Origin of the sequence: Chryseobacterium indologenes (genome assembly GCA_016025055.1) — a bacterium.
Classification (GTDB): Bacteria; Bacteroidota; Bacteroidia; order Flavobacteriales; family Weeksellaceae; genus Chryseobacterium; species Chryseobacterium indologenes.
Map to the genome: position 1 here is coordinate 2,178,063 of CP065590.1, position 25,412 is coordinate 2,203,474.

A 25,412-nucleotide genomic window follows, 5' to 3' on the forward strand; every position below is an offset into this window, starting at 1 on the left:
ATGGGACAGAAGACAAATCCAATTGGTAATAGATTAGGTATCATCAGAGGATGGGATTCTAACTGGTTTGGTGGAAACGATTATGGAGACAGAATCGCGGAAGACTACAAAATCAGAAGATACCTTGAGGCTAGATTATCTAAAGGTGGTATTTCAAAAATCTTTATTGAAAGAACACTTAAATTAGTAACAGTTACAATCACTACTGCTAGACCGGGATTGATCATCGGTAAAGGAGGTCAGGAAGTTGATAAATTGAAAGAAGAGTTGAAGAAATTGACTGGTAAGGATATTCAGATCAACATCTTCGAAATCAAAAGACCTGAATTAGATGCTGTACTAGTTGCTGATAGTATTTCTAAGCAAATTGAAAACAGAATCTCTTACAGAAGAGCTGTTAAAATGGCGATGGCAAGTACTATGAGAATGGGTGCTGAAGGTATCAAAGTTCAGATCTCTGGTAGATTGAACGGAGCTGAAATGGCAAGATCAGAATCTTTCAAAGAAGGAAGAATTCCATTGTCAACTTTCAGAGCTGATATTGATTACCACTGGGCAGAAGCTCACACTACTTACGGTAGACTAGGAGTAAAAGTTTGGATCATGAAAGGTGAAGTTTACGGTAAAAGAGAACTTTCTCCACTAGTGGGACAACAGAAAAAAGGAGGTCAGTCAGACAGAGGAAACAGAGGAGGAGACAGAGACAACAGAAGACCTAGAAAAAACAACAACAATAACAATAATAATTAAAATTTTAGATTAGAAGTTTTGAATTTTAAATTACCGTTACTTTTTTAAAATTAAAAAAAATCTAAAATCTAAAATCTAAAATCTAAAATTTAGAAATTATGTTACAACCAAAAAGAACCAAATTCCGTAGAGTTCACAAGATGAAGATGAAGGGGAATGCCCAGAGAGGTAGTCAACTTGCTTACGGAACTTTTGGGATCAAAGCAACGGAAGGAGCTTGGATCACTGCAAGACAAATTGAAGCGGCTCGTATCGCTGCGACAAGATATATGAAGAGAGAAGGTCAACTATGGATCAAAATCTTCCCAGACAAACCAATTACTAAGAAGCCAGCGGAAGTACGTATGGGTAAAGGTAAAGGTGCTGTTGAATATTGGGTAGCTGTAGTAAAACCAGGTAAAATTATGTTCGAAATCGGAGGAGTATCTTACGAAATCGCTAAGGAAGCTTTAAGACTTGCTGCACAAAAATTACCAGTAGTTACTAAATTCGTCGTTGCTAACGATTTTGTTAAACCTCTATAATCTTTGAATACAATGAAAAATGCTGATATTAAAAATTTAAGCGCGGGTGATATTCAAGCTCAATTAACTGAAGCAAAAGCTCAATATTCTAAACTGAAATTGGCTCATGCAATCAGCCCAATTGAAAACCCGATTCAAATCAAAGATTTGAGAAGAACAATCGCAAGACTAAACACTGAGTTAACTAACAAACAATAATTTCATTTTACAATGGATAGAAATTTAAGAAAAGAAAGAATCGGAGTGGTTTCCAGCAATAAAATGGAAAAAACTATTGTTGTTAGTGAAACTACAAGAGTAAAGCACCCGATGTACGGTAAATTCGTTTTGAAAACGAAAAAATATACCGCACACGACGAGAACAACGAATGCACAGAAGGTGATACAGTTTTGATCCAAGAAACTAGACCTTTGAGCAAGAGCAAGAGATGGAGATTAGTAAGAATCATTGAAAAAGCTAAGTAATAATGTTACAAACAGAATCAAGATTAAAAGTTGCTGATAACACAGGTGCAAAAGAAGTACTAGTTATCAGAGTTCTGGGAGGAACCAGAAGAAGATATGCTTCAGTTGGTGATAAAATCGTTGTTACTATCAAGGATTCTACACCATCAGGAAACGCAAAAAAGGTCAGGTATCTAAAGCTGTCGTAGTAAGAACTAAAAAAGCAGTAAGAAGAAAAGATGGTTCATACATCAAATTCGACGACAATGCTTGTGTATTACTAAACGCAGCGGGAGAAATGAGAGGAACGCGTGTTTTCGGACCGGTTGCTCGTGAGTTGAGAGACAAAGAATATATGAAAATCATTTCATTAGCTCCTGAAGTACTTTAATTTTTAAAATTTTTTAAAGAAATGTCAAAGTTAAAAATAAAAAGAGGAGATAACGTAATCATTACTACTGGTAAGAAAGATATCAAAGGTAAGACTGGTGAAGTTATTGAAGTGATCAAGAAAGAAGGTAGAGACCCAAGAGTAATTGTTGCAGGACTTAACATCGTTAAAAAACACGTTAAGCCTTCAGCTGCAAATCCTCAAGGAGGAATTACTGAAAAGGAAGCTTCTATTCATATCTCAAACGTAGCTTTAGTTGGTAAAGACGGAAAAGCTATCAAAATCGGTTACAAAATCGAAGGAGATAAGAAAGTAAGAGTGAACAAAAAAACGGGTGAAACTTTATAATTTGAATTAACATGGAATTTATAGCAAGACCCAAAAAAGCATATAAAGAGACAATTGTTCCTGCAATGATGGAAGAATTCGGGTACAAGTCAATCATGCAAGTACCTAGATTAGAGAAAATCGTTGTATCACAAGGTTTAGGAGATGCTACTGCAGATAAGAAAATCATTGATTATGCTGTAGAAGAATTGACAAACATCACAGGTCAGAAAGCAGTAGGGACTATCTCTAAGAAAGATGAAGCTGCATTCAAACTGAGAAAAGGAATGCCTGTAGGTGCAAAAGTAACTTTGAGAGCTCAGAGAATGTATGAGTTCTTAGACAGACTAACTTCTTCTGCTTTACCACGTATCAGAGATTTCTCTGGTATCAAAGCAGATGGTTTCGATGGTAGAGGTAACTACAACTTAGGTATTACTGAGCAAATTATCTTCCCTGAAATCGTAATTGACAAAGTGAAAAAAATCCAAGGGATGGACATCACTTTCGTGACAACTGCGAAAACAGATAAAGAAGCTAAAGCATTATTAACTCACTTCGGTTTACCATTTAAAAAGAACTAAGAAATGGCTAAAGAATCAATGAAAGCGCGTGAGCGCAAAAGAGAAGCACTAGTTGCTAAATACGCTGCTAAAAGACAAGCTCTTAAAGAAGCTGGTGATTACGAAGGACTTCAAAAATTGCCTAAAAATGCTTCTCCTGTAAGATTACACAACAGATGTAAACTGACAGGTAGACCAAGAGGATACATGAGAACGTTCGGTATTTCCAGAGTAACTTTCAGAGAAATGGCAAACAACGGTCTTATCCCAGGTGTAAGAAAAGCCAGTTGGTAGTAATTACTAATTAAAATCGGAACAATTAAGTTGTTCAGATACTAAAGATAAAAAATATCAGACCGAAGTTTTCTGAAGTCTGATATTTTAATCTTCAAGTCTTTGCAAAACTGATTGTTCTTTAACCAATAATTTATAAAAGAAAAATGGTAACAGATCCAATTTCAGATTTCCTAACTAGAGTAAGGAACGCACAAAGCGCAGGCCACAAAGTGGTGGAAATTCCTGCATCGAAAATCAAAAAGGAGATTACTAAGATCCTATTTGATCAAGGGTATATCTTAAACTACAAGTTTGAAGATAACGCTGTTCAAGGAGTGATCAAAATCGCTTTAAAGTACGATAAGCAAACTAACAAACCTGCTATTAAGTCTATCCAAAGAGCTTCAAGACCAGGTCTAAGACAGTACAAAGGTTCAGCTGAGCTTCCAAGAGTACTAAACGGTTTGGGTATTTCTATCATCTCTACTTCTAAAGGAGTAATGACTGACAAGAAAGCTAGAGAAGAGAAAGTAGGCGGTGAAGTAATCTGCTATGTTTATTAATTTTTAATCAGAGGAAAATGTCAAGAATTGGTAAAGCAATTATTACAGTTCCAGCTGGAGTTACAATCACTGAAAACAACGGTGTAGTAACTGTAAAAGGTCCTAAAGGAGAACTTTCTCAGGAGCTTACAGCAGGAATTACTATAGAACAGAAAGATGGTGAACTTAACGTAAACAGACCATCTGATTCTAAACAACACAAAGCACTTCACGGTCTATACAGAGCGTTAATCAACAACATGATCGTTGGAGTAAGTGCAGGTTTCGAAAAGAAACTAGAACTAGTAGGGGTAGGATATAGAGCTTCACACGCAGGTCAAAAACTTGAGTTGGCTTTAGGATTCTCTCACGGTATCGTATTAGAACTTCCAGGTGAAGTAAAAGTTGATACATTGACTGAAAAAGGTAAAAACCCAATTATTACTTTAACGTCTCACGACAACCAACTTCTAGGAATGGTAGCTGCAAAGATCCGTTCTTTCAGAAAGCCTGAACCATACAAAGGAAAAGGTGTAAGATTCGTAGGAGAAATTGTTAGACGTAAAGCTGGTAAATCTGCTTAATAAATTATAAGTATTATGGCATTAAGTAAATTAGAAAAAGAATAAGAATCAAAAGAAGAGTAAGAGGGAAAATCTCTGGATCTTCTGAATTGCCAAGATTATCTGTATACAAAAGTAATAAGGAAATTTACGCTCAGTTAATCGACGATAAAAACGGTACAACTTTAGCATCGGCTTCTTCAAGAGAAAAAGGTGTAGACGCTAAAGGTACTAAAACTGAAGTTTCTGCTGCTGTTGGTAAAGCTATCGCTGCTAAAGCTATCGCTGCAGGAATCGAAAGTATTGTATTTGACAGAAACGGTTTCGTATATCACGGTAGAGTAAAAGCTCTAGCTGAGGGTGCGAGAGAAGGTGGACTTAAATTCTAATCATTAAATTTCGGAAAATATGTTAGGACTAGATAATATAGAAAGAGTAAAACCGGGAGGATTAGAATTAAAAGATCGTCTCGTAGCTGTTAACAGAGTAACAAAAGTAACAAAAGGAGGTAGAGCTTTCGGATTTTCTGCTATTGTTGTAGTAGGAAACGAAGAAGGTGTTATCGGTTTCGGTTTAGGAAAATCTAAAGAGGTTGCTTCTGCAATTGCTAAAGCAGTGGAAGATGCTAAGAAAAACCTTGTGAAAGTTCCTGTAATGAACCATACGATCCCTCACCAAACTACTGCTAGATACGGTGGTGCAGATATCTTCTTAAGACCTGCTTCTCACGGTACAGGATTGATCGCAGGTGGTGCGGTTAGAGCAGTATTGGAATCAGCTGGTATTCACGATATCCTTTCAAAATCTAAAGGATCTTCTAACCCACACAACGTGGTGAAAGCTACTTTCAAAGCGTTATTGGATATCAGAAGACCTGAAGAAATCGCTAGAATGAGAGGTATTTCTCTAAGTAAAGTGTTTAACGGTTAATAATAAAACAATGGCAACAATTAAAGTAAAGCAAGTAAGAAGCGCTATTGGTAGAACAAAAACCCAAAAGAGAACGCTTGAAGCATTAGGATTAAAAAAACTTCACCAAGTTGTAGAGCACGAAGCTACTCCTTCTATCTTAGGAATGATCGCTGCTGTAGGTCACTTACTTGAAGTTCAAAAATAATTTTATAAAAGAGAAATTAAAATGAATTTAAACAATATACAACCAGCAGCAGGTTCTACTTTCAATTCAAAAAGAATTGGTAGAGGACAAGGTACTGGAAAAGGAGGTACTTCAACAAAAGGACACAAAGGTCAGAAAGCTAGAGCTGGTTATTCTCAGAAAATCGGTTTCGAAGGTGGACAGATGCCTTTGCAAAGAAGATTACCTAAATTCGGTTTCAAAAACGTAAACAGAAAAGAGTTTAGAGGAGTGAACCTTGATACTATCCAGACTTTAATCGAGAACAAATCCATCACAGGAGATATCACGAAAGAAGTTTTAGTAGAAAACGGGATCGTTTCTAAAAACGAATTAGTGAAAATTATGGGTAGAGGAGAATTGAAATCTGCGGTTTCAATTTCTGCTGATAAATTCACGAAATCTGCTGAAGAGCTTATTGCTAAAGCAGGTGGAAAAGCAATTACCTTATAATACTTACTAATGAAAGAATTTATACAAACACTTAAAAATATATGGAGCCTAAAGGAATTAAGAGATAAAATTCTCTTTACGTTAGGTATTATCCTTGTGTATAGATTCGCATCTTATATCTCACTTCCCGCAATTAACCTTGCAGAAGTGGGAGATCTCTTAGAGCATTATAAAAATCAAGGCGGTAACAAGCAAGGAGCAGGTCTCCTTGGCTTGCTTTCGTCGTTTACGGGAGGAGCTTTCAGCCACGCTTCCGTAATGGCGTTAGGAATCATGCCTTATATTTCTGCTTCTATTATTGTTCAGTTGATGGGGATGGCTATTCCTTATCTTCAGAAGCTTCAGAAAGATGGAGAGTCAGGTAGAAATACATTGAACCAAATTACAAGATGGTTAACGATCGGGGTTTGTCTGGTACAGGCACCTTCTTACTTAACTTCTATTACTCAATTATTCTTACCATATGCTCAGTTCCAGTCTGCATATTTTGTAGAACCCAATTCAATTATGTTCTGGTTACCAAGTATTGTTATCCTGGTAGGCGGTTCAGTATTTGCAATGTGGTTAGGTGAAAAGATTACCGATAAAGGAATCGGAAATGGTATCTCTATCCTTATTATGGTGGGGATCCTTTCAAGATTACCTGAGGCATTCGTACAGGAGATGGCCGTGCAGAACGGAAAAGGAGGAATGGGATCAATCATGATCCTTATTGAAGTATTATTCTGGATGTTGGTTGTTCTTTTAGCTGTGATTTTATCGGTAGCTGTTAGAAAAATTCCAATTCAGTATGTAAGCAGAGCTCAAGCAAGAGGAGGTGTAAACAGAAATCTTATGCAGGGAGCAAGACAATGGATTCCATTGAAAGTGAATGCTGCTGGTGTAATGCCGATTATCTTTGCCCAGGCATTGATGTTCGTACCAGGACTATTAACAAAATTCGATGAGTCTAACACTTTTCTTGCAGGTTTCAAGAATGTTTTTAGCTGGCAGTACAATGTATTGTTTGCGCTACTAATTATTATCTTCTCATTTTTCTATACTGCGATTACAATTCCGGTAAACCAGATGGCTGATGATTTAAAGAGAAACGGAGGTTTAGTACCAAAAGTAAGACCCGGAAAAGAGACCGCTGATTATTTAGATGATATTTTATCAAAAATTACCTTGCCAGGTGCAATTTTTTTATCTATCTTTGCAGTCCTTCCAGCAATTGTGCATGGAAGCTTTGTTCAGACGGATGCGTTTGCCCTGTTTTTCGGGGGGAACGTCACTATTAATTATGGTGGGTGTAATTTTAGATACAGTTCAACAGATTAATACTTATCTGCTGAACCATCATTATGATGGCTTAATGCAGTCTAAATTATCAAGAACGACTGGATATTAATTTATGGCAAAACAAAAACATATTGAACAAGATGGCGTGATCGTGGAAGCACTTTCGAACGCCATGTTCCGTGTAGAGTTGGAAAATGGGCATATCCTTATTGCTCATATCTCCGGCAAAATGAGAATGCATTATATTAAACTTTTACCCGGTGATAAGGTAAAACTAGAAATGTCTCCCTATGATTTGACAAAAGGGAGGATCACATTTAGATATTAAAACAATTAGCCAAATGGAATACACATTCCATTTGGCATTTGTAAAAAATAAATACTATCAAAATGAAAGTAAGAGCATCAATTAAAAAAAGAAGCGCTGATTGCAAGATTGTACGCAGAAAAGGTGTCCTATTTGTAATCAACAAGAAGAACCCAAAATTTAAACAAAGACAAGGCTAACATTAAATTATGGCGAGAATTGCAGGTATTGATTTACCAAAAAACAAAAGAGGTGTTATCGGTTTAACTTACATCTATGGAGTAGGAAGAAGTACTTCTTCTGAAATCCTTAAAGCTGCCGGTATCAGCGAAGACAAGAAAGTCAACGAATGGAATGACGATGAATTGGCTGCAATCAGAACATATATCTCTGAAAACGTTAAAGTAGAAGGAGAATTAAGATCTGAAGTGCAATTGAACATCAAGAGATTGATGGACATAGGATGCCAACGAGGAATACGTCACAGACTAGGATTACCTTTAAGAGGCCAGAGAACGAAAAACAACTCTAGAACCCGTAAAGGAAAGAGAAAAACAGTTGCTAACAAGAAAAAGGCAAGTAAATAATCGTTAGGAATTATGGCAAAACAAAGTAAAGTAGTTAAAAAAAGAAAAGTAAAAGTTGAAGCTATTGGTGAAGCACATATTCAAGCTTCTTTCAATAACATCATCATTTCTTTAACAAATAAAAACGGAGAGGTTATCTCTTGGGCATCTGCCGGTAAAATGGGATTCAGAGGTTCTAAAAAGAACACTCCTTTTGCTGCTCAAATGGCAGCTGAAAATTGCTCTGCTGTAGCGCATGAAGCTGGATTAAGAAGAGTAAAGGTGTTTGTGAAAGGTCCTGGAGCAGGTAGAGAATCTGCTATCAGATCTATCCACAATTCAGGAATTGAAGTTAGCGAAATCATTGATGTGACTCCAATGCCGCACAATGGATGTAGACCACCAAAAAGAAGAAGAGTTTAATTTTTAGAATTTACCCATTATGGCAAGATATATTGGACCTAAAACTAAGATTGCTAGAAAGTTTGGTGCTGCAATCTACGGAGATGATAAAAACTTCGAAAAAAGAAAGAACCAACCGCCAGGACAACACGGTCCTAACAAAAGAAGAGGTGCTAAAAAATCAGAATATGCAGTTCAGTTAGCTGAAAAACAAAAAGCTAAATATACTTACGGTATTTTAGAAAGACAGTTTGCTAACCTATTTGAAAAAGCACACAGAAGTAAAGGTGTAACAGGGGAAGTACTATTACAACTTTGTGAATCAAGATTGGATAACGTAGTATACAGATTAGGTTTTGCTAAAACAAGATCTGGAGCTAGACAATTAGTTTCTCACAGACACATCACTGTGAACGGAGAAATCCTTAATATCCCTTCTTACTTGGTAAAAGCTGGTGATGTAATCGCTGTAAGAGAAAAGTCTAAGTCTCTTGATGTTGTTACCAATGCATTGGCTTCTAAGTCAAACTATGAGTGGTTACAATTCAACGATGAGAAAAAAGAAGGAACTTTCGTTTCTGCTCCTGAAAGAATCCAAATTCCGGAGGATATCAAGGAGAACCTTATCGTCGAACTTTACTCTAAATAATTTTTTAATCAAATTTTTGCTCAACCCAATAATATGGCAATTTTACAATTCATAAAACCCGATAAAGTAATTTTACTTAACTCTGATGAATTTAAAGGTCAATTTGAATTCAGACCTTTAGAACCAGGTTTCGGGCTTACAATCGGTAATGCTTTGAGAAGAGTGTTGCTTTCTTCTCTGGAAGGATATGCTATTTCATCTATCAAAATAGAAGGTGTAGAGCACGAATTTTCAACCATTCCAGGAGTAATCGAAGACGTTACCGAAATTATTCTTAACCTAAAGCAGGTTAGATTAAAAGCTGCAGCAGAAGGCCAGGCTAACGAGCAGGTTGTTGCTAAAGTTTCAGGTCAAACGATTATTACTGCTGGAGATTTAGGAAAGTCGATCAACGGATTCGAGGTACTAAACCCGGATTTAGTGATTTGTAACCTAAACAGTGATGTAACTTTCGAAATTACTTTCAATATTGAAAAAGGTAGAGGATATGTTCCTTCAGAACAAAATAAGTCAAACAATGCTCCTGTAGGTACTATTGCTATTGACTCTATTTTCACGCCGATCAAGAAAGTACAATACAGCATTGAAAATTATCGTGTAGAGCAAAAAACAGACTACGAAAAACTTGTATTAGATATAGAAACTGACGGGTCTATCAGCCCTCAGAATGCTTTAACTGAAGCTTCTAAGATATTAATCTATCACTTCATGTTGTTCTCTGATGAGAGAATCACACTTGAAACTGAAGCCGTAAAAGCATCTATCCAATATGACGAGGAAACTCTTCATACAAGACAATTGCTTAAGTCTAAATTAGCAGATATGGATCTTTCTGTAAGAGCCCTTAACTGTCTGAAAGCAGCTGAAGTAGAAACTCTTGGAGAATTGGTTTCTTACAGTAAGTCTGATTTGATGAAATTCAGAAATTTTGGTAAAAAATCTTTGACAGAACTAGAAGAATTAGTGCATTCAAAAGGTCTTAACTTCGGTTTCGACGTTGCAAAATATAAGTTAGACGCTGATAAATAATTAATAATGAGACACGGTAAAAAATTCAATCACTTAGGAAGAACAGCTTCTCACAGAAGTGCTTTACTTTCTAATATGGCTTGTTCTCTAATTGAGCATAAAAGAATCAACACTACTGTAGCTAAAGCTAAAGCTTTAAGAGTATATGTTGAGCCTCTATTAACAAAAGCAAAAGAAGATACTACACACAATAGAAGAGTAGTATTCTCTTACCTTCAAAATAAATTTGCGGTTGCTGAATTATTCAGAACTGTAGCTCCTAAAATCGCTGAAAGAAACGGTGGTTATACAAGAATCATTAAGACAGGTTTCAGACCAGGTGATGCTGCTGATACTGCTCTTATCGAATTGGTAGATTTCAACGAGCTTTACAACCCGAATGCTGAGGAGAAAAAAGCTACAAGAAGAAGCAGAAGATCAACTGCTGCACCTAAAAAAGCTGAAGCTGTAGTTGCTGAAGCTCCTGCAGTAGAAGAAAAAGTAGAAGAAGCTAAAGCTGATACTACTGAAGAAAAAACTGAAGAATAATATTCATTCAGATATAAATAGAAAACCATCCGAACTTCGGATGGTTTTTTTTATTGTGCATCTTGTACGTTCTCAGATACCGTTTAAATCTTTGTTCTCTTCAACTCAATAATATTATTCCCTTGCTCCAGATGAAGGCTGTCTCCCTTCACTCTTGCAGTCATATCATCTTTTTATAGATCGTTTCACCACCCTTCGTTTCTGTTTTCGGCAGCGTAAATGTTTTTTTATTGCTGGTAATAGCTACCGTGCTTTCCTTCGGATCATTTTTGAAAATTACTTTTACCAATGTACCGTCCGTTGCTTTATAAACGAAATCTGTTTTTTCATATCTTTTACCATTGACATCTACTATAGTTGAGCTTTCAGTGGCAGAATCAATTTTTCCGTTGTGATCAGTGACAACTGTTTCTGAACTGTCTGTTTTTATAATACCTGTATTTCCGCTTTCAGTTTTTTTACAGCTGATCACAGATAATGTAAGTATTGCACCAAGTGCCAGGAGACTTTTTTCATGATTATTTTATTTGATATTCAATATAATTTTTATTCTTTAATTTTACAAAAATCATGCCTTACAATATGAAAAATTTCAGCAGATATTTGTACATAATTCTTTTTATTTCCTCGTTTAATTTGATGTTTTCTCAGCAAGGAAATTTTCAAATCAAAAATGGTAATTTTTTATTAAATGAGAAACCTTTTACCATTTATTCCGGAGAAATGCATTATCCGAGAGTTCCTTCCGAATATTGGAAACACAGGTTGCAAATGATGAAAGCCATGGGACTAAATACCGTGACGACTTATGTCTTTTGGAATTATCATGAAGAGGCTCCCGGAAAGTGGAACTTTTCCGGCGAAAAAGATTTGAAGAAATTTATAAAAACCGCCCAGGAAGTAGGGCTATATGTGATTATCCGTCCCGGCCCCTATGTTTGTGCAGAATGGGAATTCGGTGGCTATCCCTGGTGGTTGCAAAAAAATAGAAACCTGGAAATTAGAAGGGACAATAAAGCCTTTTTAGATGAATGTGAAAAGTATATTCAGCAGCTGGCCCGTCAGATCGTTCCGTTACAAATTGATAAAGGCGGACCGGTAATTATGGTTCAGGCAGAAAATGAATTCGGATCTTATGTGGCCCAAAGAAAAGATATTCCTTTAGACGAACATAGGAAATACAGCCATAAAATAAAAGATATGCTTATAAAAGCCGGAATTTCTGTCCCGCTTTTTACATCAGATGGAAGCTCCCTTTTAAGGGAGGATCTATTGAAGGCGCACTGCCTACAGCAAACGGTGAAAGTGATATAGAGGCCTTAAAGAAAAGTATTGATGAATATCATGGAGGAAAGGGACCCTATATGGTTGCAGAATATTATCCGGGATGGCTCGATCATTGGGCTGAGCCTTTTGTGAAAGTTTCTACAGAAGAAGTAGTGAAACAAACGGAACTGTACATCAAAAATGGAGTTTCTTTTAACTATTACATGATCCATGGCGGAACTAATTTCGGATTTACAAGCGGAGCCAATTATGATAAGAACCATGACATTCAGCCCGATATCACGAGCTATGATTATGATGCACCCATCAGCGAGTCAGGATGGGCCACTCCAAAGTATAAAGCCTTAAGGAATATCTTTTCGAAGTTAAGTAATAATACACTGCCTGAAGTTCCTGAACAGGTAAAATTAATCTCGATACCGGATATAAAAATTTCAAGGAAAACCGGCCTTTTGATTTGCTTACGCATACTAAGCCGGTAATCAGTGATCAGCCCCAGACATTTGAAGACCTTAATTTTGGAAATGGTTATATGGTATACCGAAGAAAATTTGACAAAGCCTGGAAAGGAATTCTTGAAATAAAAGGACTCAGAGACTATGCTAATATATATGTAAATAAAGTCTGGAAAGGAGAGCTGAACAGGGTTGATAAAAAATATGATCTTGAAATAGATCTTAAAACAGGCGATCAGTTGGATATTGTTCTGGAAAATATGGGGAGAATTAATTATGGAGCTGAGATTGTCCACAATATAAAAGGAATGATAAGCCCGGTAAAAATAAACGGAACCGATATTTCGGGGGATTGGCAAATGTTTCCATTGCCTTTTGATACATTTCCAGTACAACAGGATCATTCAAATAATATCGCGGACCATTCGCCCGCGATTCTGGAAGGAGAATTTACCCTTAAAGAAATCGGAGATACGTTCCTTGATATGAGAAAATTTGGTAAGGGCATTGTTTTTATTAACGGAAAGAATATCGGAAGGTATTGGAGCAAAGTAGGACCGCAGCTCACTTTATATGTTCCCGGTGTATGGCTGAAAAAGGGAAAAAATACAATTCAGATTTTCGAACAGCTTTATGAAAATCAAAATACAATTCATTCCATTGATCATCCGATATTGGATCAGCTTGTCAAAAAATGATTTTTTAAAATTTACTATGATTTAAATAAGATGTCAGCCTGCTTATTAACTAAATTTTAACTTGCAATTGTTGCAAAAAGATATTCATGAAATACCCTTGAAAAGTTTAATTTTAGCTAAATTTGTATAAACTAAAAAAAATAAAAAATGAGTGCAATTTCTTATATAGAAGCAAGACAGATTTTGGATTCCAGAGGTAATCCTACCATTGAAGTAGACGTATTTACAGAAAACGGAGCAATGGGCCGTGCTGCTGTACCTTCAGGAGCATCTACAGGAGAACACGAAGCGGTGGAATTACGTGACGGAGGTTCAGAATACCAGGGAAAAGGAGTTCTGAAAGCTGTTGAAAATGTAAAAGAAGTAATTGCAGAGAATTTAGTAGGACAACCGGTTTTTGAACAAAACTATATCGATCACATTATGATTGATCTTGACGGTACACCAAACAAAGGAAATCTTGGGGCGAATGCCATTTTAGGTGTTTCTCTTGCCGTAGCAAAAGCTGCCGCTGCAGAGCTGGGAATGCCTTTATATAAATATGTAGGAGGCGTAAATGCTAACACACTTCCTGTTCCAATGATGAATGTAATCAACGGGGGATCTCACTCTGATGCTCCAATTGCATTCCAGGAATTTATGATTATGCCGGTAAAAGCAGATTCTTTCTCTCATGCATTGAGAAAAGGAACTGAAATTTTCCACAACTTAAAATCTATTCTAAAAGGAAGAGGCCTTTCTACTGCAGTAGGGGACGAAGGTGGTTTTGCACCAACTTTCAACGGAACTGAAGACGCTCTGGATACTCTGCTTCAGGCAATCGAAAAAGCCGGTTATAAGCCTGGTGACGATATCATGCTGGCATTAGACTGTGCAGCTTCAGAATTCTATAAAGACGGAACTTACGATTACAGAAAATTCGAAGGCGACAAAGGAGCTCACAGATCAAGAGAAGAGCAGGTGTCTTACCTTGCTGAGCTGGCAGCTAAATATCCTATTATTTCTATCGAAGACGGTATGCAGGAAGATGACTGGGAAGGTTGGAAAATGTTAACTGATAAAATCGGTGACAGAGTACAACTGGTAGGTGATGATTTATTTGTAACCAACGTAGACAGACTGTCGAGAGGAGTACAAGAAGGAATTGCCAACTCAATCCTAGTAAAAGTAAACCAGATCGGTTCCCTTTCCGAAACTATGGCTGCTGTACAAATGGCCCAGAACAACAAATTCACTTCGGTAATGTCTCACAGATCAGGAGAAACTGAAGATGCTACGATTGCTGATCTGGCAGTGGCCATGAACTGCGGACAGATCAAAACAGGTTCAGCTTCAAGATCAGACAGAATGGCAAAATACAACCAGCTTTTAAGAATCGAAGAAGCGTTAGGTGAAACTGCTATTTTCCCAGGACTGGAAGCATTTAAAATCAAAAGATAATCGAATTTATAAATAACGGCAAGCGATAATTTTTGTTTGCCGTATTTTATGGAAAGTAGTATATTTAAAAAAAAATAAATAATGTCAGACAACAAAGTAATATTGAATTACGACGGTAATTCATATGAATATCCTATCGTGGATAGTACTATCGGAGACAGAGGGATTGATATTTCAAAATTAAGAGACCAGACAGGTTTAATCACTCTGGATTTAGGTTACAAAAATACAGGAGCTACCATTAGCGACATCACTTACTTAGACGGAGATAAAGGGGAATTATTCTACAGAGGTTATCCAATCGAGCAGATCGCGGAAAAATCTAACTTTACAGAAGTAATGTACCTTTTATTACATGGAGAATTACCTACTCAGGACCAATTTACTTCTTTCGAAAACAATATTAAAAAATATAACTTCATCGCAGATGAGATGAAAAAGATCATTGATGTTTTTCCTCGTTCTGCTCACCCTATGGGAGTTCTTTCTTCTATGACCTCTGCATTAACGGCTTTCAACCCAAAAGCAGTTAACGTAAACTCTAAAGAAGAAATGGATCATGCTGCTGAGCTAATGATCGCTAAATTCTCCCACCTTTGTGCATGGACGTACAGAAAAACTCAAGGTTTACCTTTAAACCACGGAGATAACAACTTAAACTATGTAGAAAACTTCTACAAAATGGCATTCAGATTACCAAATGCAGATTTCGAAATCGATCCGGTAGTTGTAAATGCTCTAGATAAATTATTAATCCTTCACGCTGATCACGAGCAAAACTGTTCTACTTCTACAGTAAGAATGGTAGGTTCTGCTCACACAGGCCTTTTCGCTTCTATCTCTGCCGGGGTATCTGCACTTTGGGGCCCACTTCACGGTGGTGCAAACCAGGCTGTTATCGAAATGCTTGAGCTTATCGAAAAAGATGGTGGTGACGTATCTAAATATGTTGCTAAAGCAAAAGATAAAGGAGATAGCTTCCGTCTAATGGGATTCGGACACAGAGTGTACAAAAACTTCGACCCAAGAGCAAAAATCATCAAGAAAGCTGCTGATGATATCCTTAAAGCTTTAGGTATCCAGGACAAAGCTCTTGATATTGCCATGCAGTTAGAAAGAGTAGCACTTGAAGATGAGTACTTCGTAGAAAGAAAACTATATCCTAACGTAGACTTCTACTCTGGTATTATCTACAGAGCATTAGGAATTCCTACAGAAATGTTCACCGTAATGTTTGCTTTGGGAAGACTACCGGGATGGATCTCTCAGTGGAAAGAAATGAGACTGAAAGGAGACCCTATCGGAAGACCAAGACAGGTGTACCAAGGTGCTCAGGAAAGAAACTACATCGATATCGCAAGCAGATAATATTTGCTTATACCATATCAAAATCCCAAGGCTTGCTTTGGGATTTTTTGTTTCTAATATTCAGGAGCTGTTTCCTGCTATCCACTCATACTCCTCGCACCGGTGCCAGCCCGGCGTTCAAGGCCTGTTAAGCTCCATTGCATGCTGCGGGGTAACCGTTCCTATCAGGGCTATGATATGAGTAATGATAGACAATATTAGTCTTATTTTTAATGTCATGTATTCTGTTGATAAAGGTCCCGAAGAAACAAACCAACACCTGTGAAGATCTGAGGAATCTGTGGGAAAAAATACTATCAATTTCTTATTCATACAAACACTTACCTCGTATGCTCCATAAACCTTGTCATCCAATAGAAACGGGCTTTAGCCTGTTTAACAAATAAATCCCTGCCCATCGGCTTTAGCGGAAACCTATAAAAATATCAATAGATTTCTATAAAAAAACCTACATATTCCTGAAATTCAATCCAATAAATTATTAAATTTACTTTCAACAGATACGACATCAAAAAGTTGATGCTTATTGACAAAATACATGTAAATCTTTTATGATGACCAGAGATTAATGCGTTTTGTGAGCCCATTTGTATACAAAAAATAAAAATTAATAGAACATGACTTTCGGACAGCAGATGTTATTTTTCTTCAGTGCAGTAGGAGCTTTCAATGGGTTTTTGCTGGGGATTTATCTGTTGTATATTAAAAAACTAAAATACCTGCCTGATTTTTTTCTCGGCCTTCTTTTACTGATGCTAAGTATCAGAGTTGGGATTTCAGTAAGTATTTATTTCTATCCTGACTTACCGAGAATTATTCCCCACCTTGGATTATCTGCATTATTTTTTACAGGCCCGGCTCTCTATTATTACATTAAGTCTTCTTTTCAGCGGGAAGAATTTGATCAAAGAATGTGTCGGAGGATGTTTGGGCTATTAACCCTTATTTTAGGAGCTGTGGGGCTGCTTTATCTGTTTTTCCCGGTAACCTGGGATCATTATTTCGGTACATTTACTTATACGGTCTGGTCTGTATTTATAGTGTTGGCGGTCTATCAGTTTTATATTTCTTCCCGACAAAAGAACAAAAACAACAACCAGTTTGTTTTCCCTGTTTTACTCAGTAATGTCATTATCTTTTTAACCTATCAGCTGATCTCTACAGGTTGGGTACAAATCTATTGTGCAGGAGGAAGTCTGGTTTTTTCTTTTGTGCTGTATGCCAACTTCCTTATTTTATTCAATAAAAAATATCAGCAGATATCGACAAGAGAGCCTCATAAGTATTCCAATAAAAAAATACCGGACGAACAGGCGAATAATTTTACTTCAAAACTGGAGCGGCTCATGCATTCCGAAGAACTCTATAAAAATCCAAATCTAAAATTAAGTGATCTGGCATCTATGATGAGTATGTCTTCCCATCAGCTTTCTCAACTATTGAATGACAACCTTGAGAAAAGTTTTTCCATCTACATCAATGAATACAGAATTGATGAAGCCTGCAAAATGATTGAAAGAGGTTCGTACCTGAAGATTGAAGAGATTGGCTATGAGGTCGGATTTAATTCAAAATCTACATTTTTCTCAACATTTAAGAAAATTAAAAATACAACCCCTCTTTTATATAAACAATCGCAAATACCCGTTGAACAACAATTCCAGAGTTCAAATTTATAATTCAGTACTGCGGAATTTAAACTTTAAAACCGCATTCTTACCCCAGGCCGATACTTTTGACTTCATAAAATATAAAGTTTATGATGATCAAATTATGGTTTCTTTTATTCCTGCTCTTTTTAACCATTTTTGGAAAGGCACAGGAGATTGTAAAAGAAAAAGCTTCGGACTCCCTCACTGAATCAAAGTCTTCAACAGCGAACATCGCAGAGGTTATTATAAAATCTGCTCCGAGGAGTATAAAGCTTAGTGATGGAAATACGGTCGTAGCAGTTTCCGGCAATAAAGACTTTAAGACTTCAACAAATCTTCTTGAAGTGTTGAGAAAAACGCCGGGAGTAACCGTAGACCAGGAAGAGGGCATTTTTATCGGAGGCAGGGTAACTCCTGCTATTTTTATCGATGGTAAACCTGTGGTCATGAGTACTCAGGAACTGCAGGCTTATCTACGGTCTTTAACACCTGAGGTGGTAGAATCAATAGAAGTTAATACCAATCCTTCCTCAAAATATGATGCGGAATTTAAAGGAATCATTGATATTAAATTAAAAAAGAATATCCATCTCGGATGGAAGGGAAATTATAATGGAAATATATATATCAATAAATTCAATTACAGAGAAAATACTTTAAACCTTTCCTATAATATCTCAAAGGCTGTTTTTACGATGCAGACCAGCTATAATGATGGCATTTCTAACTACCGTTATAATGCTTTACAACGATTAGCAAATACCGATGTGATGCGCACAAATACAAAACAAAAAGAAAATGCCGGTGTGTATAATGTTTTGGTAGGTGCAGATTTCACATTAAATGATAATAAGAGATTGGGGATCAATGTAAGAGGCAATTTTTGGGATAATGATCGTCTTCGTTCCGGATCATTATACACTACTGACAAAAATGAAACTCAATTGGTTTTTCATACTACAAGTGAAAACCCTTCAGACTATGTACAGAATAATTATGGTATTACAGCCGATTATTCTTTTCAAAACAAGGGATTAACAATTAATTTTCTCGGAAACTATCTTGCAGTTAAAAACAAACAGAAAGATGACTTTATCAACAGAGATCAACCTACATCTGATCTTTTATCATATTGGAAGTCTGACCTCGTTAATAAGATAGATATCTACACCACACAGATGGATGCATCTCAAAAAATAGGAAATGCAGACATTGAAATGGGAATTAAGTACAGCTATTCAGATACCAGCAACAATATCAGATATGATACTTTATCTGCCGGAGGACAGTTTGTATTCGACCCCGACAGGAGTAATGTATTTTCCTATAAAGAGAAAATATTGGCTGGTTATTTAGCATATAGACAAAAGTTTGGGGCACTTCAGATGAATGCAGGGTTAAGACTTGAGAATACGAACAGCATTTCTGATGCAGTCAGTGTAGATTCTATTGTTACCCGAAACTACTTGGAATGGCTGCCTTCCTTTAGCGCGAATTATACATTCAGTAAATCCAGTGAAATTTCCCTTTCTTACAGCAGAAAAATGACCAGACCTATTTTCTCCCAGCTTAATCCGTTCAGGTTTTATTTTAGCCCTCTGAACTACTGGATAGGAAATCCCTATCTGCAACCTTCTTTCACCAGCCAGATCAAAGCAACCTATCGCTATAAAAACTGGATTACAAGTTTTAGTATAGGAAAAGAGAAAGATGTAATGACGCGTTATCCTATTTATAATCCCGAAACAAATGTTTTAGAATATCTGGGAACCAATTTACCTTACAGGAATTTTGCTGTTTTAGAAACCACTTTCCCGTTGAAACTGACAAAATGGTGGAATCTCACTACCCAGATTACGGGATATTACAATAAAGAATTCAGGCCCTACCTGGGAGACGTCTTTGCACTTGATATTTATAATTATGACATAAGGTTAAACCAGGTTTTTACTTTGCCCAAAGGATATACAGTGAATCTGTTCACAAATTATGAATCAAAATCAGGGAACAGTCTCTACATGATCAAGCCACGGTACACCGTAGACTTGTCACTTCAAAAATCATGGTTAGATAATCAGCTTAATACAAAAATTGGGTATAACAACATCTTTGATTCTTATGACCAAAGCCTGGAGTTCAGGCATAAGCAGATTATGGATAATAAGTTTACGCATTGGTGGGATAGCAGTAGACTATTTATTTCGTTGAGTTATCATTTTGGAAGTTCTGTATATCAGGTAAAAGAATTTCAGAAGACAGAAGAAGAACAAAGGACAAGATAAAAGAAAACCTGCTTAAAAAAGCAGGTTGAATATTTTATGGGCAAACACAGTTTCCGCATGTCCAGATTCTGCAGCTACCATCTTCATTCCATTCGCAGCAGTAATCAGGGGGTCTGTTTATGCTTCCTCCTGTAATTGATTTTTGTTGCTCTCTCCTTAATTTTTGTGCATTTTTAAGCGTCGGATTGTTCTTGTTCATGATTTTTTGTTTTTGATGTTAATAGATTGTTAGGTTGTCATATTTTTATGGGCATTGACATCTATCACAGGTATAGATAAGGCATTTTCCTGAAGGATCCCATTCACAGCATCTTTTTCCTGCTGAGATTCCTATTCCGCCTACTAATTTTTTTTGTTGCTCTCTTTCTAATTTTTGTGCGTGTTTTAGCACAGAATTGTTCTTGTTCATGATTTTGTTGTTTTGATGTTGATAGTTTAGTTTAATTATTTTATAATCTTGCAAAATTATATCCCTAATTTATGAATTTATTTTGAATTTAAACGAAAAATTTATCATTATGCATCTGGAATATAGTAAGTTGTGAAAATGTGTAAAAATATTTTTTTGTCTTCATTGTTAAAACAAGAGGAATTCTCGACACTCGGGAGTGTTTCTTTGATAATTCAGAAGGGTTATAATAAATGAAACGGCTTACTTCATGTTACGGGCAGTTACATCTGCCGCATATCCAGAGGAAACATGTTCCGGTGGCATCATCCCACTCGCAGCATTTTTTAGTTCCAGGCATAAATTCACCTCCGATGATTGTTTTTTGCTGGTCTCGTCCCAGCTTTTGTGCGTTTTTCAGCACATAATTTCTCTTGTTCATGACTTTGTTTTTTTTGATGTTAATAGTAAAGTTTTATGAAGTATAATTTCTCGAGAATTATATCCCTAATGTAGGAAGTTGTTTTTACTTTTTCAGCAAATCCGGGATTCTTACGTAGATGAAATATAGTTAGTTATAGATGGTTAGGAACCTTTGGTGACTGATTTTGTTAAAAAATATGAAAAGATAAGCCCGCTACCCATCAAATTTATACATAAAATAATCCAAAAGTTTTATAGATAGAGACCTTTACTTATATTTGTAGTATTGCATAAATCTTTATGAAACTAAACATTAAAAACGAAACGGGGAGGCTGAAGTCAGTAGTTCTAGGCCAGCCTAATTCACTGGGACCGGTTCCCACGCTAGAGGAAAGTTATGACGCCAAGTCATATTACTCAATCGAACACAACATTTATCCTAAAGAAGCGGATATCATCAATGAGATGAATGCTTTTGAAGCAGTTTTAAAAAAATATAACGTTGAAGTGCTTCGTCCAAGTATTATCCAGGATTACAATCAGGTTTTTTCAAGAGATGTAGCCTTCGTTATTGATGATAAAATGATTATTTCCAACGTGATCGCCGACAGAGCAGACGAACAGGAAGCATACAAAAGTGTTTTTGAAAAAGTGGCCTGGAGAAAAATTATCAATCTTCCGGAAACAGCACATATCGAAGGCGGAGATGTCATTGTATGGAACGATTTTCTTTTTATAGGAACTTGCTTCAGCGAAGACTACAGAAACTATAAAACGGCCAGAACCAACGAATATGCGATCGAAATTTTAAAAGAATATTTTCCCAAGAAAAGAATCATTGATCTTGAACTAAAGAAGAATGACAAAGTTCCTTTTGAAGGTATTCTTCATCTTGACTGTACTTTCAATCCTGTTGGTGAAGACAAATGTATTATCTATAAAAACGGATTTGTTGATGAAAGTGATTACCGATTAATTATTGATATTTTCGGAGAAGAAAACTGTTTCCATATCAATGATGAAGAAATGTTTGAAATGTTCCCGAATATTTTCTCTATTTCCCCTGAAGTAGTTGTTTCAGACAAAGCATTTACAAGAATGAACAACCATTTAAGAAACGAGTGGGGAATGACCGTTGAAGAAATCCCGTACAGAGAAATTTCTAAAATGGGAGGATTGCTGAGATGTTCCACAATGCCTCTGGTGAGAGAGTAGCTGAGTTAGAGTGTCGAAGAGTTTTAGAGTGGGGGAAAGGAGTTGTCTAATATTAACTGATAAATTATGTCAACAATTTAATTTCATCAGGATTTAAAAGTCTATCAAAGGTCTTTTGAAACAGCACAACAAATTGATAAACTCTCAATTTTTTCCCAAAGTAGAATTATACACTTTAAAAGTAGAATTATACTCTTTAACAGATCAGATCAGGAGATCATCAAGATCAGTTTTGGCGAATATAAGTGAAGCTTGGAGAAAAAGATTCAGAGGGTGAAGCAAGAGAAACTCAGACATGGCTCCAATTTGCATATGCTTGCTGTCACATTAATGAAGAGCAATATAATGATTCACACAGACAATATAATCAAATAATAGGAATGTTAGTAAATATGACGGGTCAGTCAGAAAAATGGTGTTCATTCTCATCAATTAAAAAAGATGACGAGAATTGATAGTAAATCATATCTCAGACTCTCAAATACTAGCACCCTCAAACTAAATAAAAATGCAAACAACAGATACCGTATTAATGATAGAGCCGATAGCATTCGGTTACAACGCAGAAACTGCAGAAAATAATTATTTTCAGGTTGAACAGACAGGTTCAGATATTCAGTCAAAGGCATTGGCAGAGTTCAATACTTTTGTAGGAAAGCTGAGAAGTAAAGGGATTAATGTGATCAGTATAAAAGACACATTAGATCCCCATACTCCGGATTCTATTTTTCCCAACAACTGGGTGAGCTTTCACAAAGATGGAAAAGTTGTTTTATATCCGATGTTTGCTTCCAACAGGAGAGTGGAAAGAAGGGATGATATTATTGAAACCATCAAAGCACAAGGGTTTGAAGTCGCTGAAATTGATGATTGGTCCTTTCCTGAGACCCAAGGGCATTTTCTTGAAGGTACGGGAAGTATGATCTTCGATCACGATAACAAAATAGCATATGGTTCAATTTCTCTGAGATTAGACGAAAATTTATTCAGAGAATTCTGTGCAAAATATAATTTTACACCGGTCGTTTTCCATTCTTTTCAGACAGTAGGAGCAGAAAGACTTCCCATTTATCACACCAATGTCATGATGTGTGTCGCAGACAAGTTTGTCGTAATCTGCCTTGACTGTATTGATGATGAGTTGGAAAGAGAGAAGGTGATTGAAACCATCAAAAACTCAGGAAAAGAAATCATAGAAATCTCCGAAGAACAGATGCAGCAGTTTGCAGGAAATATGCTTCAGGTTCAGAATAAAGACGGCGAAAAATTCCTGGTAATGAGCCAGACGGCATACCAGTCCTTAACGAAGGAACAGGTAGCAGCTGTTGAAAAATACTGCGAAATTATTTATTCAGATCTTAACACAATTGAAGTAAACGGAGGCGGAAGTGCAAGATGTATGCTTGCTGAAGTGTTTCTGCCAAAAAAATAATATATTTACGAAAAAAATTAATTGAAACCATTATCAAGTAAAGGTTTACATATTCTTCTGACTTTGGAAACAGAGTCAGAAGATTTGTTATTAGACTGCAGTAAATTTCTGGAATTTACTAAAGAAATTCTGAAAATTCAAGACGTGGAGATTGTAGGAATTACCAATCATATTTTTGACAATCAAAGTTTCACGGCTGCCATATGCCTTAAAGAATCTCATCTGTGCATTCACACATGGCCGGAATATAAACAACTGACTTTTGACGTTTTTCTGTGCAATTATACTCAGGATAACACATCAAAAGTTGAACGGATTGCTGATGACGTAATAAAATACTTCAAGGCAATTACTATCCAGGAACATAAAATTAATCGATAAGTATGGATCATATTTGCCCCGTTTGTCATACAAACAATAATGATCTTGCCATTGATTTTGAGGTTAAAGAATTTGTTTGTAGTTATTGTGAGAACCTTATTGAAGTAGGAAAGTCTACACCGAAAAAACATATTAAAAAACCTGTGGAAAACGTTGCTCTTGAAATTGGAGACAAAGGTGAAATTTTTGGTACTGAATACTGGGTAATCAGTATTGTCATCAAAAAATATGGTTCAGATACTTTTTGGAGAGAATATGTATTAAAAGATAAAGATGGAAATGATGCCTTTCTTAGTGAGAGTGACGGACATTGGGTTTTCCTTCACCAACTCGATACTGCTTTCAAAGAATCTAAATTCCATGCTGAATTTGAAGGCAGAAAATACAGATGGTATGAAACAACTCCATGCACTACTTATGCAGCAACCGGATTTTTTGAAGATAAAATTGAGTTTGGTCTTACAACATATAAAGAATACGTGAACGGTACAGAAATGATTTCCATAGAACAGTCCGGGAATATAGCCCAATATTTCAAAGGAAATCATATTTCCAGAACTGAGATCAAAAAGGCCTTTGATGTAAAAGCTTTGCCATACCGTTCCGGAGTGGGAATCGTTCAGCCGTTTCCTTATAATGTAAGACAATGTATCAATATTATGAGTATTACAGCACTTCTGATATGCTTATTACAATTATATGTAGTGACATCAAGAAGTAATCATACTATTTTTGAAGAGACGATTAACTTTGTTGATGTTAATGATAAAGAGATGGTAAGCAAAAGTTTTAATCTTTCAGGTGGATCGGCTCCACTAAAGATAAATACTTTTTCAGCAGTGGATAACTCGTGGGCAAGTGTAATTATAAGCCTTGTCAATGAGAAAACTAACGAAGTAACATATGCCTCTAAAGATATTGAGAAATATTCAGGTTTTGAAGATGGTGAAAGTTGGACGGAAGGAAGCCAAAATGAAACCTTTAATATTTGTGGCGTGCCCCCGGGAAATTATCACTTTCTGGTTTCTGCAGAAAAAGAAGGAGGAATCATAGACCCTTTTAAATCCGGTTATCGCCCACAAAATGGAAATTTTTCAGTAATCCAGAATGAAACCGGGACTTACTTTTTACAAAATGATAAAGATAAAACAATTGTTACCTATCCGGAAAAGGATGCTTTAGAAAAGAAATACAGACAAGAACAGGTATACAGAATAACTTGCAGGAAGTTAAAAAACTTGATTCTATTCTGATCAATATGGTTCCGGATTATGGCTATCCGGGAAAATATGAAGAACATGCTTCAGTAAGTATCAAAGCGACTTGGTTGCCGGTATCTTTCTGGAATTTTGGAATTGTTCTGGCATGTTTAATTGTATTCACTGTTCTAAGCTATGTGGGACAGCATATTTTTGAAACCAGCAAATGGAAAAATAGTTCCAATTCACCTTATCCCTCTACATAGACTATGGAAAAGATACTTGATTACATTAAAAACAATTGGAAACTGTTTATTATGGGAGGAGCTTTTCTCATCTGGTTTATCTATCTCACATTTTCAGGAAATCAGTTCTGTGATTGTATCAAAACGGAAAGCTATCGGGATGGTACTACAAAAAGCCATTCCAGAACTGGATATTACAGATTTTATCACAAATAAA

At 36.3% G+C, this 25,412-nt stretch carries 32 protein-coding genes and 5 pseudogenes; 34 read left to right on the forward strand and 3 right to left on the reverse strand.

Going from position 1 to position 25,412, the window contains the following annotated elements; translation table 11 throughout:
- The 22 genes and pseudogenes from rpsC to rplQ all read left to right on the forward strand — a co-directional run bounded on the left by rpsC (position 1) and on the right by rplQ (position 10,730).
- Positions 1 to 750: a 30S ribosomal protein S3 gene (gene rpsC, locus H3Z85_09830; protein ID QPQ53588.1), complete on the forward strand. Its 750-nt coding sequence runs from the start codon at positions 1 to 3 to the stop codon at positions 748 to 750.
- Positions 751 to 848: 98 nt separating this feature from the next.
- Positions 849 to 1,274: a 50S ribosomal protein L16 gene (gene rplP / locus H3Z85_09835; GenBank protein QPQ53589.1), complete on the forward strand. Its 426-nt coding sequence runs from the start codon at positions 849 to 851 to the stop codon at positions 1,272 to 1,274.
- A 12-nt stretch (positions 1,275 to 1,286) separates the two neighbouring features.
- Entirely contained in the window at positions 1,287 to 1,472 is a 186-nt protein-coding gene (rpmC, locus tag H3Z85_09840) for a 50S ribosomal protein L29 (GenBank protein ID QPQ53590.1), read from the forward strand.
- Between the two features lie 12 nt (positions 1,473 to 1,484).
- The gene (rpsQ, locus tag H3Z85_09845) at positions 1,485 to 1,739 is read left to right on the forward strand and encodes a 30S ribosomal protein S17 (GenBank protein ID QPQ53591.1); all 255 of its coding nucleotides are present in this window, start codon (positions 1,485 to 1,487) and stop codon (positions 1,737 to 1,739) included.
- Between the two features lie 2 nt (positions 1,740 to 1,741).
- A pseudogene (gene rplN / locus H3Z85_09850) lies at positions 1,742 to 2,109 on the forward strand (50S ribosomal protein L14).
- Between the two features lie 21 nt (positions 2,110 to 2,130).
- A complete protein-coding gene (gene rplX, locus H3Z85_09855; GenBank protein ID QPQ53592.1) occupies positions 2,131 to 2,457 on the forward strand; it encodes a 50S ribosomal protein L24 in 327 nt (108 codons plus the stop codon).
- Positions 2,458 to 2,468: 11 nt separating this feature from the next.
- Entirely contained in the window at positions 2,469 to 3,020 is a 552-nt protein-coding gene (gene rplE, locus H3Z85_09860; protein QPQ53593.1) for a 50S ribosomal protein L5, read from the forward strand.
- A 3-nt stretch (positions 3,021 to 3,023) separates the two neighbouring features.
- A complete protein-coding gene (gene rpsN, locus H3Z85_09865; protein QPQ53594.1) occupies positions 3,024 to 3,293 on the forward strand; it encodes a 30S ribosomal protein S14 in 270 nt (89 codons plus the stop codon).
- A 146-nt stretch (positions 3,294 to 3,439) separates the two neighbouring features.
- Positions 3,440 to 3,838 carry a 30S ribosomal protein S8 gene (rpsH, locus tag H3Z85_09870; protein QPQ53595.1) on the forward strand — a complete coding sequence of 133 codons (399 nt, stop codon included), beginning with the start codon at positions 3,440 to 3,442 and terminating at the stop codon, positions 3,836 to 3,838.
- A 17-nt stretch (positions 3,839 to 3,855) separates the two neighbouring features.
- The gene (rplF, locus tag H3Z85_09875; GenBank protein QPQ53596.1) at positions 3,856 to 4,401 is read left to right on the forward strand and encodes a 50S ribosomal protein L6; all 546 of its coding nucleotides are present in this window, start codon (positions 3,856 to 3,858) and stop codon (positions 4,399 to 4,401) included.
- Between the two features lie 29 nt (positions 4,402 to 4,430).
- Positions 4,431 to 4,769: a 50S ribosomal protein L18 gene (locus H3Z85_09880; GenBank protein QPQ53872.1), complete on the forward strand. Its 339-nt coding sequence runs from the start codon at positions 4,431 to 4,433 to the stop codon at positions 4,767 to 4,769.
- A 19-nt stretch (positions 4,770 to 4,788) separates the two neighbouring features.
- On the forward strand, positions 4,789 to 5,310 hold the full coding sequence (rpsE, locus tag H3Z85_09885) for a 30S ribosomal protein S5 (protein ID QPQ53597.1): 522 nt from the start codon (positions 4,789 to 4,791) through the stop codon (positions 5,308 to 5,310).
- 10 nt (positions 5,311 to 5,320) lie between these two features.
- Entirely contained in the window at positions 5,321 to 5,497 is a 177-nt protein-coding gene (gene rpmD / locus H3Z85_09890) for a 50S ribosomal protein L30 (protein QPQ53598.1), read from the forward strand.
- 21 nt (positions 5,498 to 5,518) lie between these two features.
- The gene (rplO, locus tag H3Z85_09895; protein QPQ53599.1) at positions 5,519 to 5,968 is read left to right on the forward strand and encodes a 50S ribosomal protein L15; all 450 of its coding nucleotides are present in this window, start codon (positions 5,519 to 5,521) and stop codon (positions 5,966 to 5,968) included.
- A 9-nt stretch (positions 5,969 to 5,977) separates the two neighbouring features.
- Positions 5,978 to 7,358, forward strand: a pseudogene (secY, locus tag H3Z85_09900) (preprotein translocase subunit SecY).
- A 3-nt stretch (positions 7,359 to 7,361) separates the two neighbouring features.
- Entirely contained in the window at positions 7,362 to 7,577 is a 216-nt protein-coding gene (gene infA, locus H3Z85_09905; protein QPQ53600.1) for a translation initiation factor IF-1, read from the forward strand.
- A gap of 62 nt (positions 7,578 to 7,639) precedes the next feature.
- Entirely contained in the window at positions 7,640 to 7,756 is a 117-nt protein-coding gene (gene rpmJ, locus H3Z85_09910) for a 50S ribosomal protein L36 (protein QPQ53601.1), read from the forward strand.
- A 9-nt stretch (positions 7,757 to 7,765) separates the two neighbouring features.
- Positions 7,766 to 8,143 (forward strand): 30S ribosomal protein S13, encoded by a 378-nt coding sequence (gene rpsM, locus H3Z85_09915; GenBank protein QPQ53602.1) that lies wholly within the window; start codon positions 7,766 to 7,768, stop codon positions 8,141 to 8,143.
- Between the two features lie 12 nt (positions 8,144 to 8,155).
- Positions 8,156 to 8,545 (forward strand): 30S ribosomal protein S11, encoded by a 390-nt coding sequence (gene rpsK / locus H3Z85_09920; protein ID QPQ53603.1) that lies wholly within the window; start codon positions 8,156 to 8,158, stop codon positions 8,543 to 8,545.
- Positions 8,546 to 8,564: 19 nt separating this feature from the next.
- Complete coding sequence (gene rpsD / locus H3Z85_09925; protein ID QPQ53604.1) at positions 8,565 to 9,173, forward strand: 30S ribosomal protein S4; 609 nt, start codon at positions 8,565 to 8,567, stop codon at positions 9,171 to 9,173.
- A 33-nt stretch (positions 9,174 to 9,206) separates the two neighbouring features.
- The gene (locus H3Z85_09930) at positions 9,207 to 10,202 is read left to right on the forward strand and encodes a DNA-directed RNA polymerase subunit alpha (GenBank protein ID QPQ53605.1); all 996 of its coding nucleotides are present in this window, start codon (positions 9,207 to 9,209) and stop codon (positions 10,200 to 10,202) included.
- 6 nt (positions 10,203 to 10,208) lie between these two features.
- The gene (rplQ, locus tag H3Z85_09935; protein ID QPQ53606.1) at positions 10,209 to 10,730 is read left to right on the forward strand and encodes a 50S ribosomal protein L17; all 522 of its coding nucleotides are present in this window, start codon (positions 10,209 to 10,211) and stop codon (positions 10,728 to 10,730) included.
- 83 nt (positions 10,731 to 10,813) lie between these two features.
- On the opposite strand, the pseudogene H3Z85_09940 reads toward rplQ, so the two are convergent.
- Positions 10,814 to 11,232 (reverse strand): annotated as a pseudogene (locus H3Z85_09940) (hypothetical protein).
- Between the two features lie 80 nt (positions 11,233 to 11,312).
- On the opposite strand from H3Z85_09940, the pseudogene H3Z85_09945 reads away from it, so the two are divergent.
- From H3Z85_09945 to H3Z85_09965, 5 genes and pseudogenes are all read left to right on the forward strand, one after another.
- Positions 11,313 to 13,170, forward strand: a pseudogene (locus H3Z85_09945) (beta-galactosidase).
- 147 nt (positions 13,171 to 13,317) lie between these two features.
- On the forward strand, positions 13,318 to 14,610 hold the full coding sequence (gene eno / locus H3Z85_09950; GenBank protein QPQ53607.1) for a phosphopyruvate hydratase: 1,293 nt from the start codon (positions 13,318 to 13,320) through the stop codon (positions 14,608 to 14,610).
- 81 nt (positions 14,611 to 14,691) lie between these two features.
- Positions 14,692 to 15,978 (forward strand): citrate synthase, encoded by a 1,287-nt coding sequence (locus tag H3Z85_09955; GenBank protein ID QPQ53608.1) that lies wholly within the window; start codon positions 14,692 to 14,694, stop codon positions 15,976 to 15,978.
- Between the two features lie 617 nt (positions 15,979 to 16,595).
- Positions 16,596 to 17,657 carry a helix-turn-helix transcriptional regulator gene (locus tag H3Z85_09960; protein ID QPQ53609.1) on the forward strand — a complete coding sequence of 354 codons (1,062 nt, stop codon included), beginning with the start codon at positions 16,596 to 16,598 and terminating at the stop codon, positions 17,655 to 17,657.
- An 80-nt stretch (positions 17,658 to 17,737) separates the two neighbouring features.
- On the forward strand, positions 17,738 to 19,912 hold the full coding sequence (locus H3Z85_09965) for a TonB-dependent receptor (protein QPQ53610.1): 2,175 nt from the start codon (positions 17,738 to 17,740) through the stop codon (positions 19,910 to 19,912).
- Positions 19,913 to 19,946: 34 nt separating this feature from the next.
- Here H3Z85_09965 and H3Z85_09970 read toward each other — a convergent pair whose 3' ends face one another.
- Entirely contained in the window at positions 19,947 to 20,111 is a 165-nt protein-coding gene (locus H3Z85_09970; GenBank protein QPQ53611.1) for a hypothetical protein, read from the reverse strand.
- Positions 20,112 to 20,574: 463 nt separating this feature from the next.
- On the reverse strand, positions 20,575 to 20,742 hold the full coding sequence (locus H3Z85_09975; GenBank protein QPQ53612.1) for a hypothetical protein: 168 nt from the start codon (positions 20,740 to 20,742) through the stop codon (positions 20,575 to 20,577).
- Positions 20,743 to 21,023: 281 nt separating this feature from the next.
- Between H3Z85_09975 and H3Z85_09980 the strand changes: the two genes are divergently transcribed.
- The 7 genes and pseudogenes from H3Z85_09980 (at position 21,024) to H3Z85_10010 (ending at position 25,411) form a co-directional block, all read left to right on the forward strand.
- Entirely contained in the window at positions 21,024 to 21,938 is a 915-nt protein-coding gene (locus H3Z85_09980; GenBank protein ID QPQ53613.1) for an amidinotransferase, read from the forward strand.
- Positions 21,939 to 22,070: 132 nt separating this feature from the next.
- A pseudogene (locus H3Z85_09985) lies at positions 22,071 to 22,393 on the forward strand (four helix bundle protein).
- A gap of 53 nt (positions 22,394 to 22,446) precedes the next feature.
- On the forward strand, positions 22,447 to 23,370 hold the full coding sequence (locus H3Z85_09990; protein QPQ53614.1) for an amidinotransferase: 924 nt from the start codon (positions 22,447 to 22,449) through the stop codon (positions 23,368 to 23,370).
- Positions 23,371 to 23,391: 21 nt separating this feature from the next.
- Positions 23,392 to 23,751, forward strand: a complete 360-nt coding sequence (locus H3Z85_09995; protein ID QPQ53615.1) for an S-adenosylmethionine decarboxylase — start codon at positions 23,392 to 23,394, stop codon at positions 23,749 to 23,751.
- 2 nt (positions 23,752 to 23,753) lie between these two features.
- On the forward strand, positions 23,754 to 25,004 hold the full coding sequence (locus tag H3Z85_10000; GenBank protein QPQ53616.1) for a DUF4178 domain-containing protein: 1,251 nt from the start codon (positions 23,754 to 23,756) through the stop codon (positions 25,002 to 25,004).
- On the forward strand, positions 24,971 to 25,216 hold the full coding sequence (locus H3Z85_10005) for a hypothetical protein (GenBank protein QPQ53617.1): 246 nt from the start codon (positions 24,971 to 24,973) through the stop codon (positions 25,214 to 25,216). The genes H3Z85_10000 and H3Z85_10005 overlap by 34 nt, the downstream gene beginning before the upstream one ends.
- Before the next feature lie 3 nt (positions 25,217 to 25,219).
- Positions 25,220 to 25,411, forward strand: a complete 192-nt coding sequence (locus tag H3Z85_10010; GenBank protein QPQ53618.1) for a hypothetical protein — start codon at positions 25,220 to 25,222, stop codon at positions 25,409 to 25,411.
- Position 25,412: the final 1 nt, after the last annotated feature.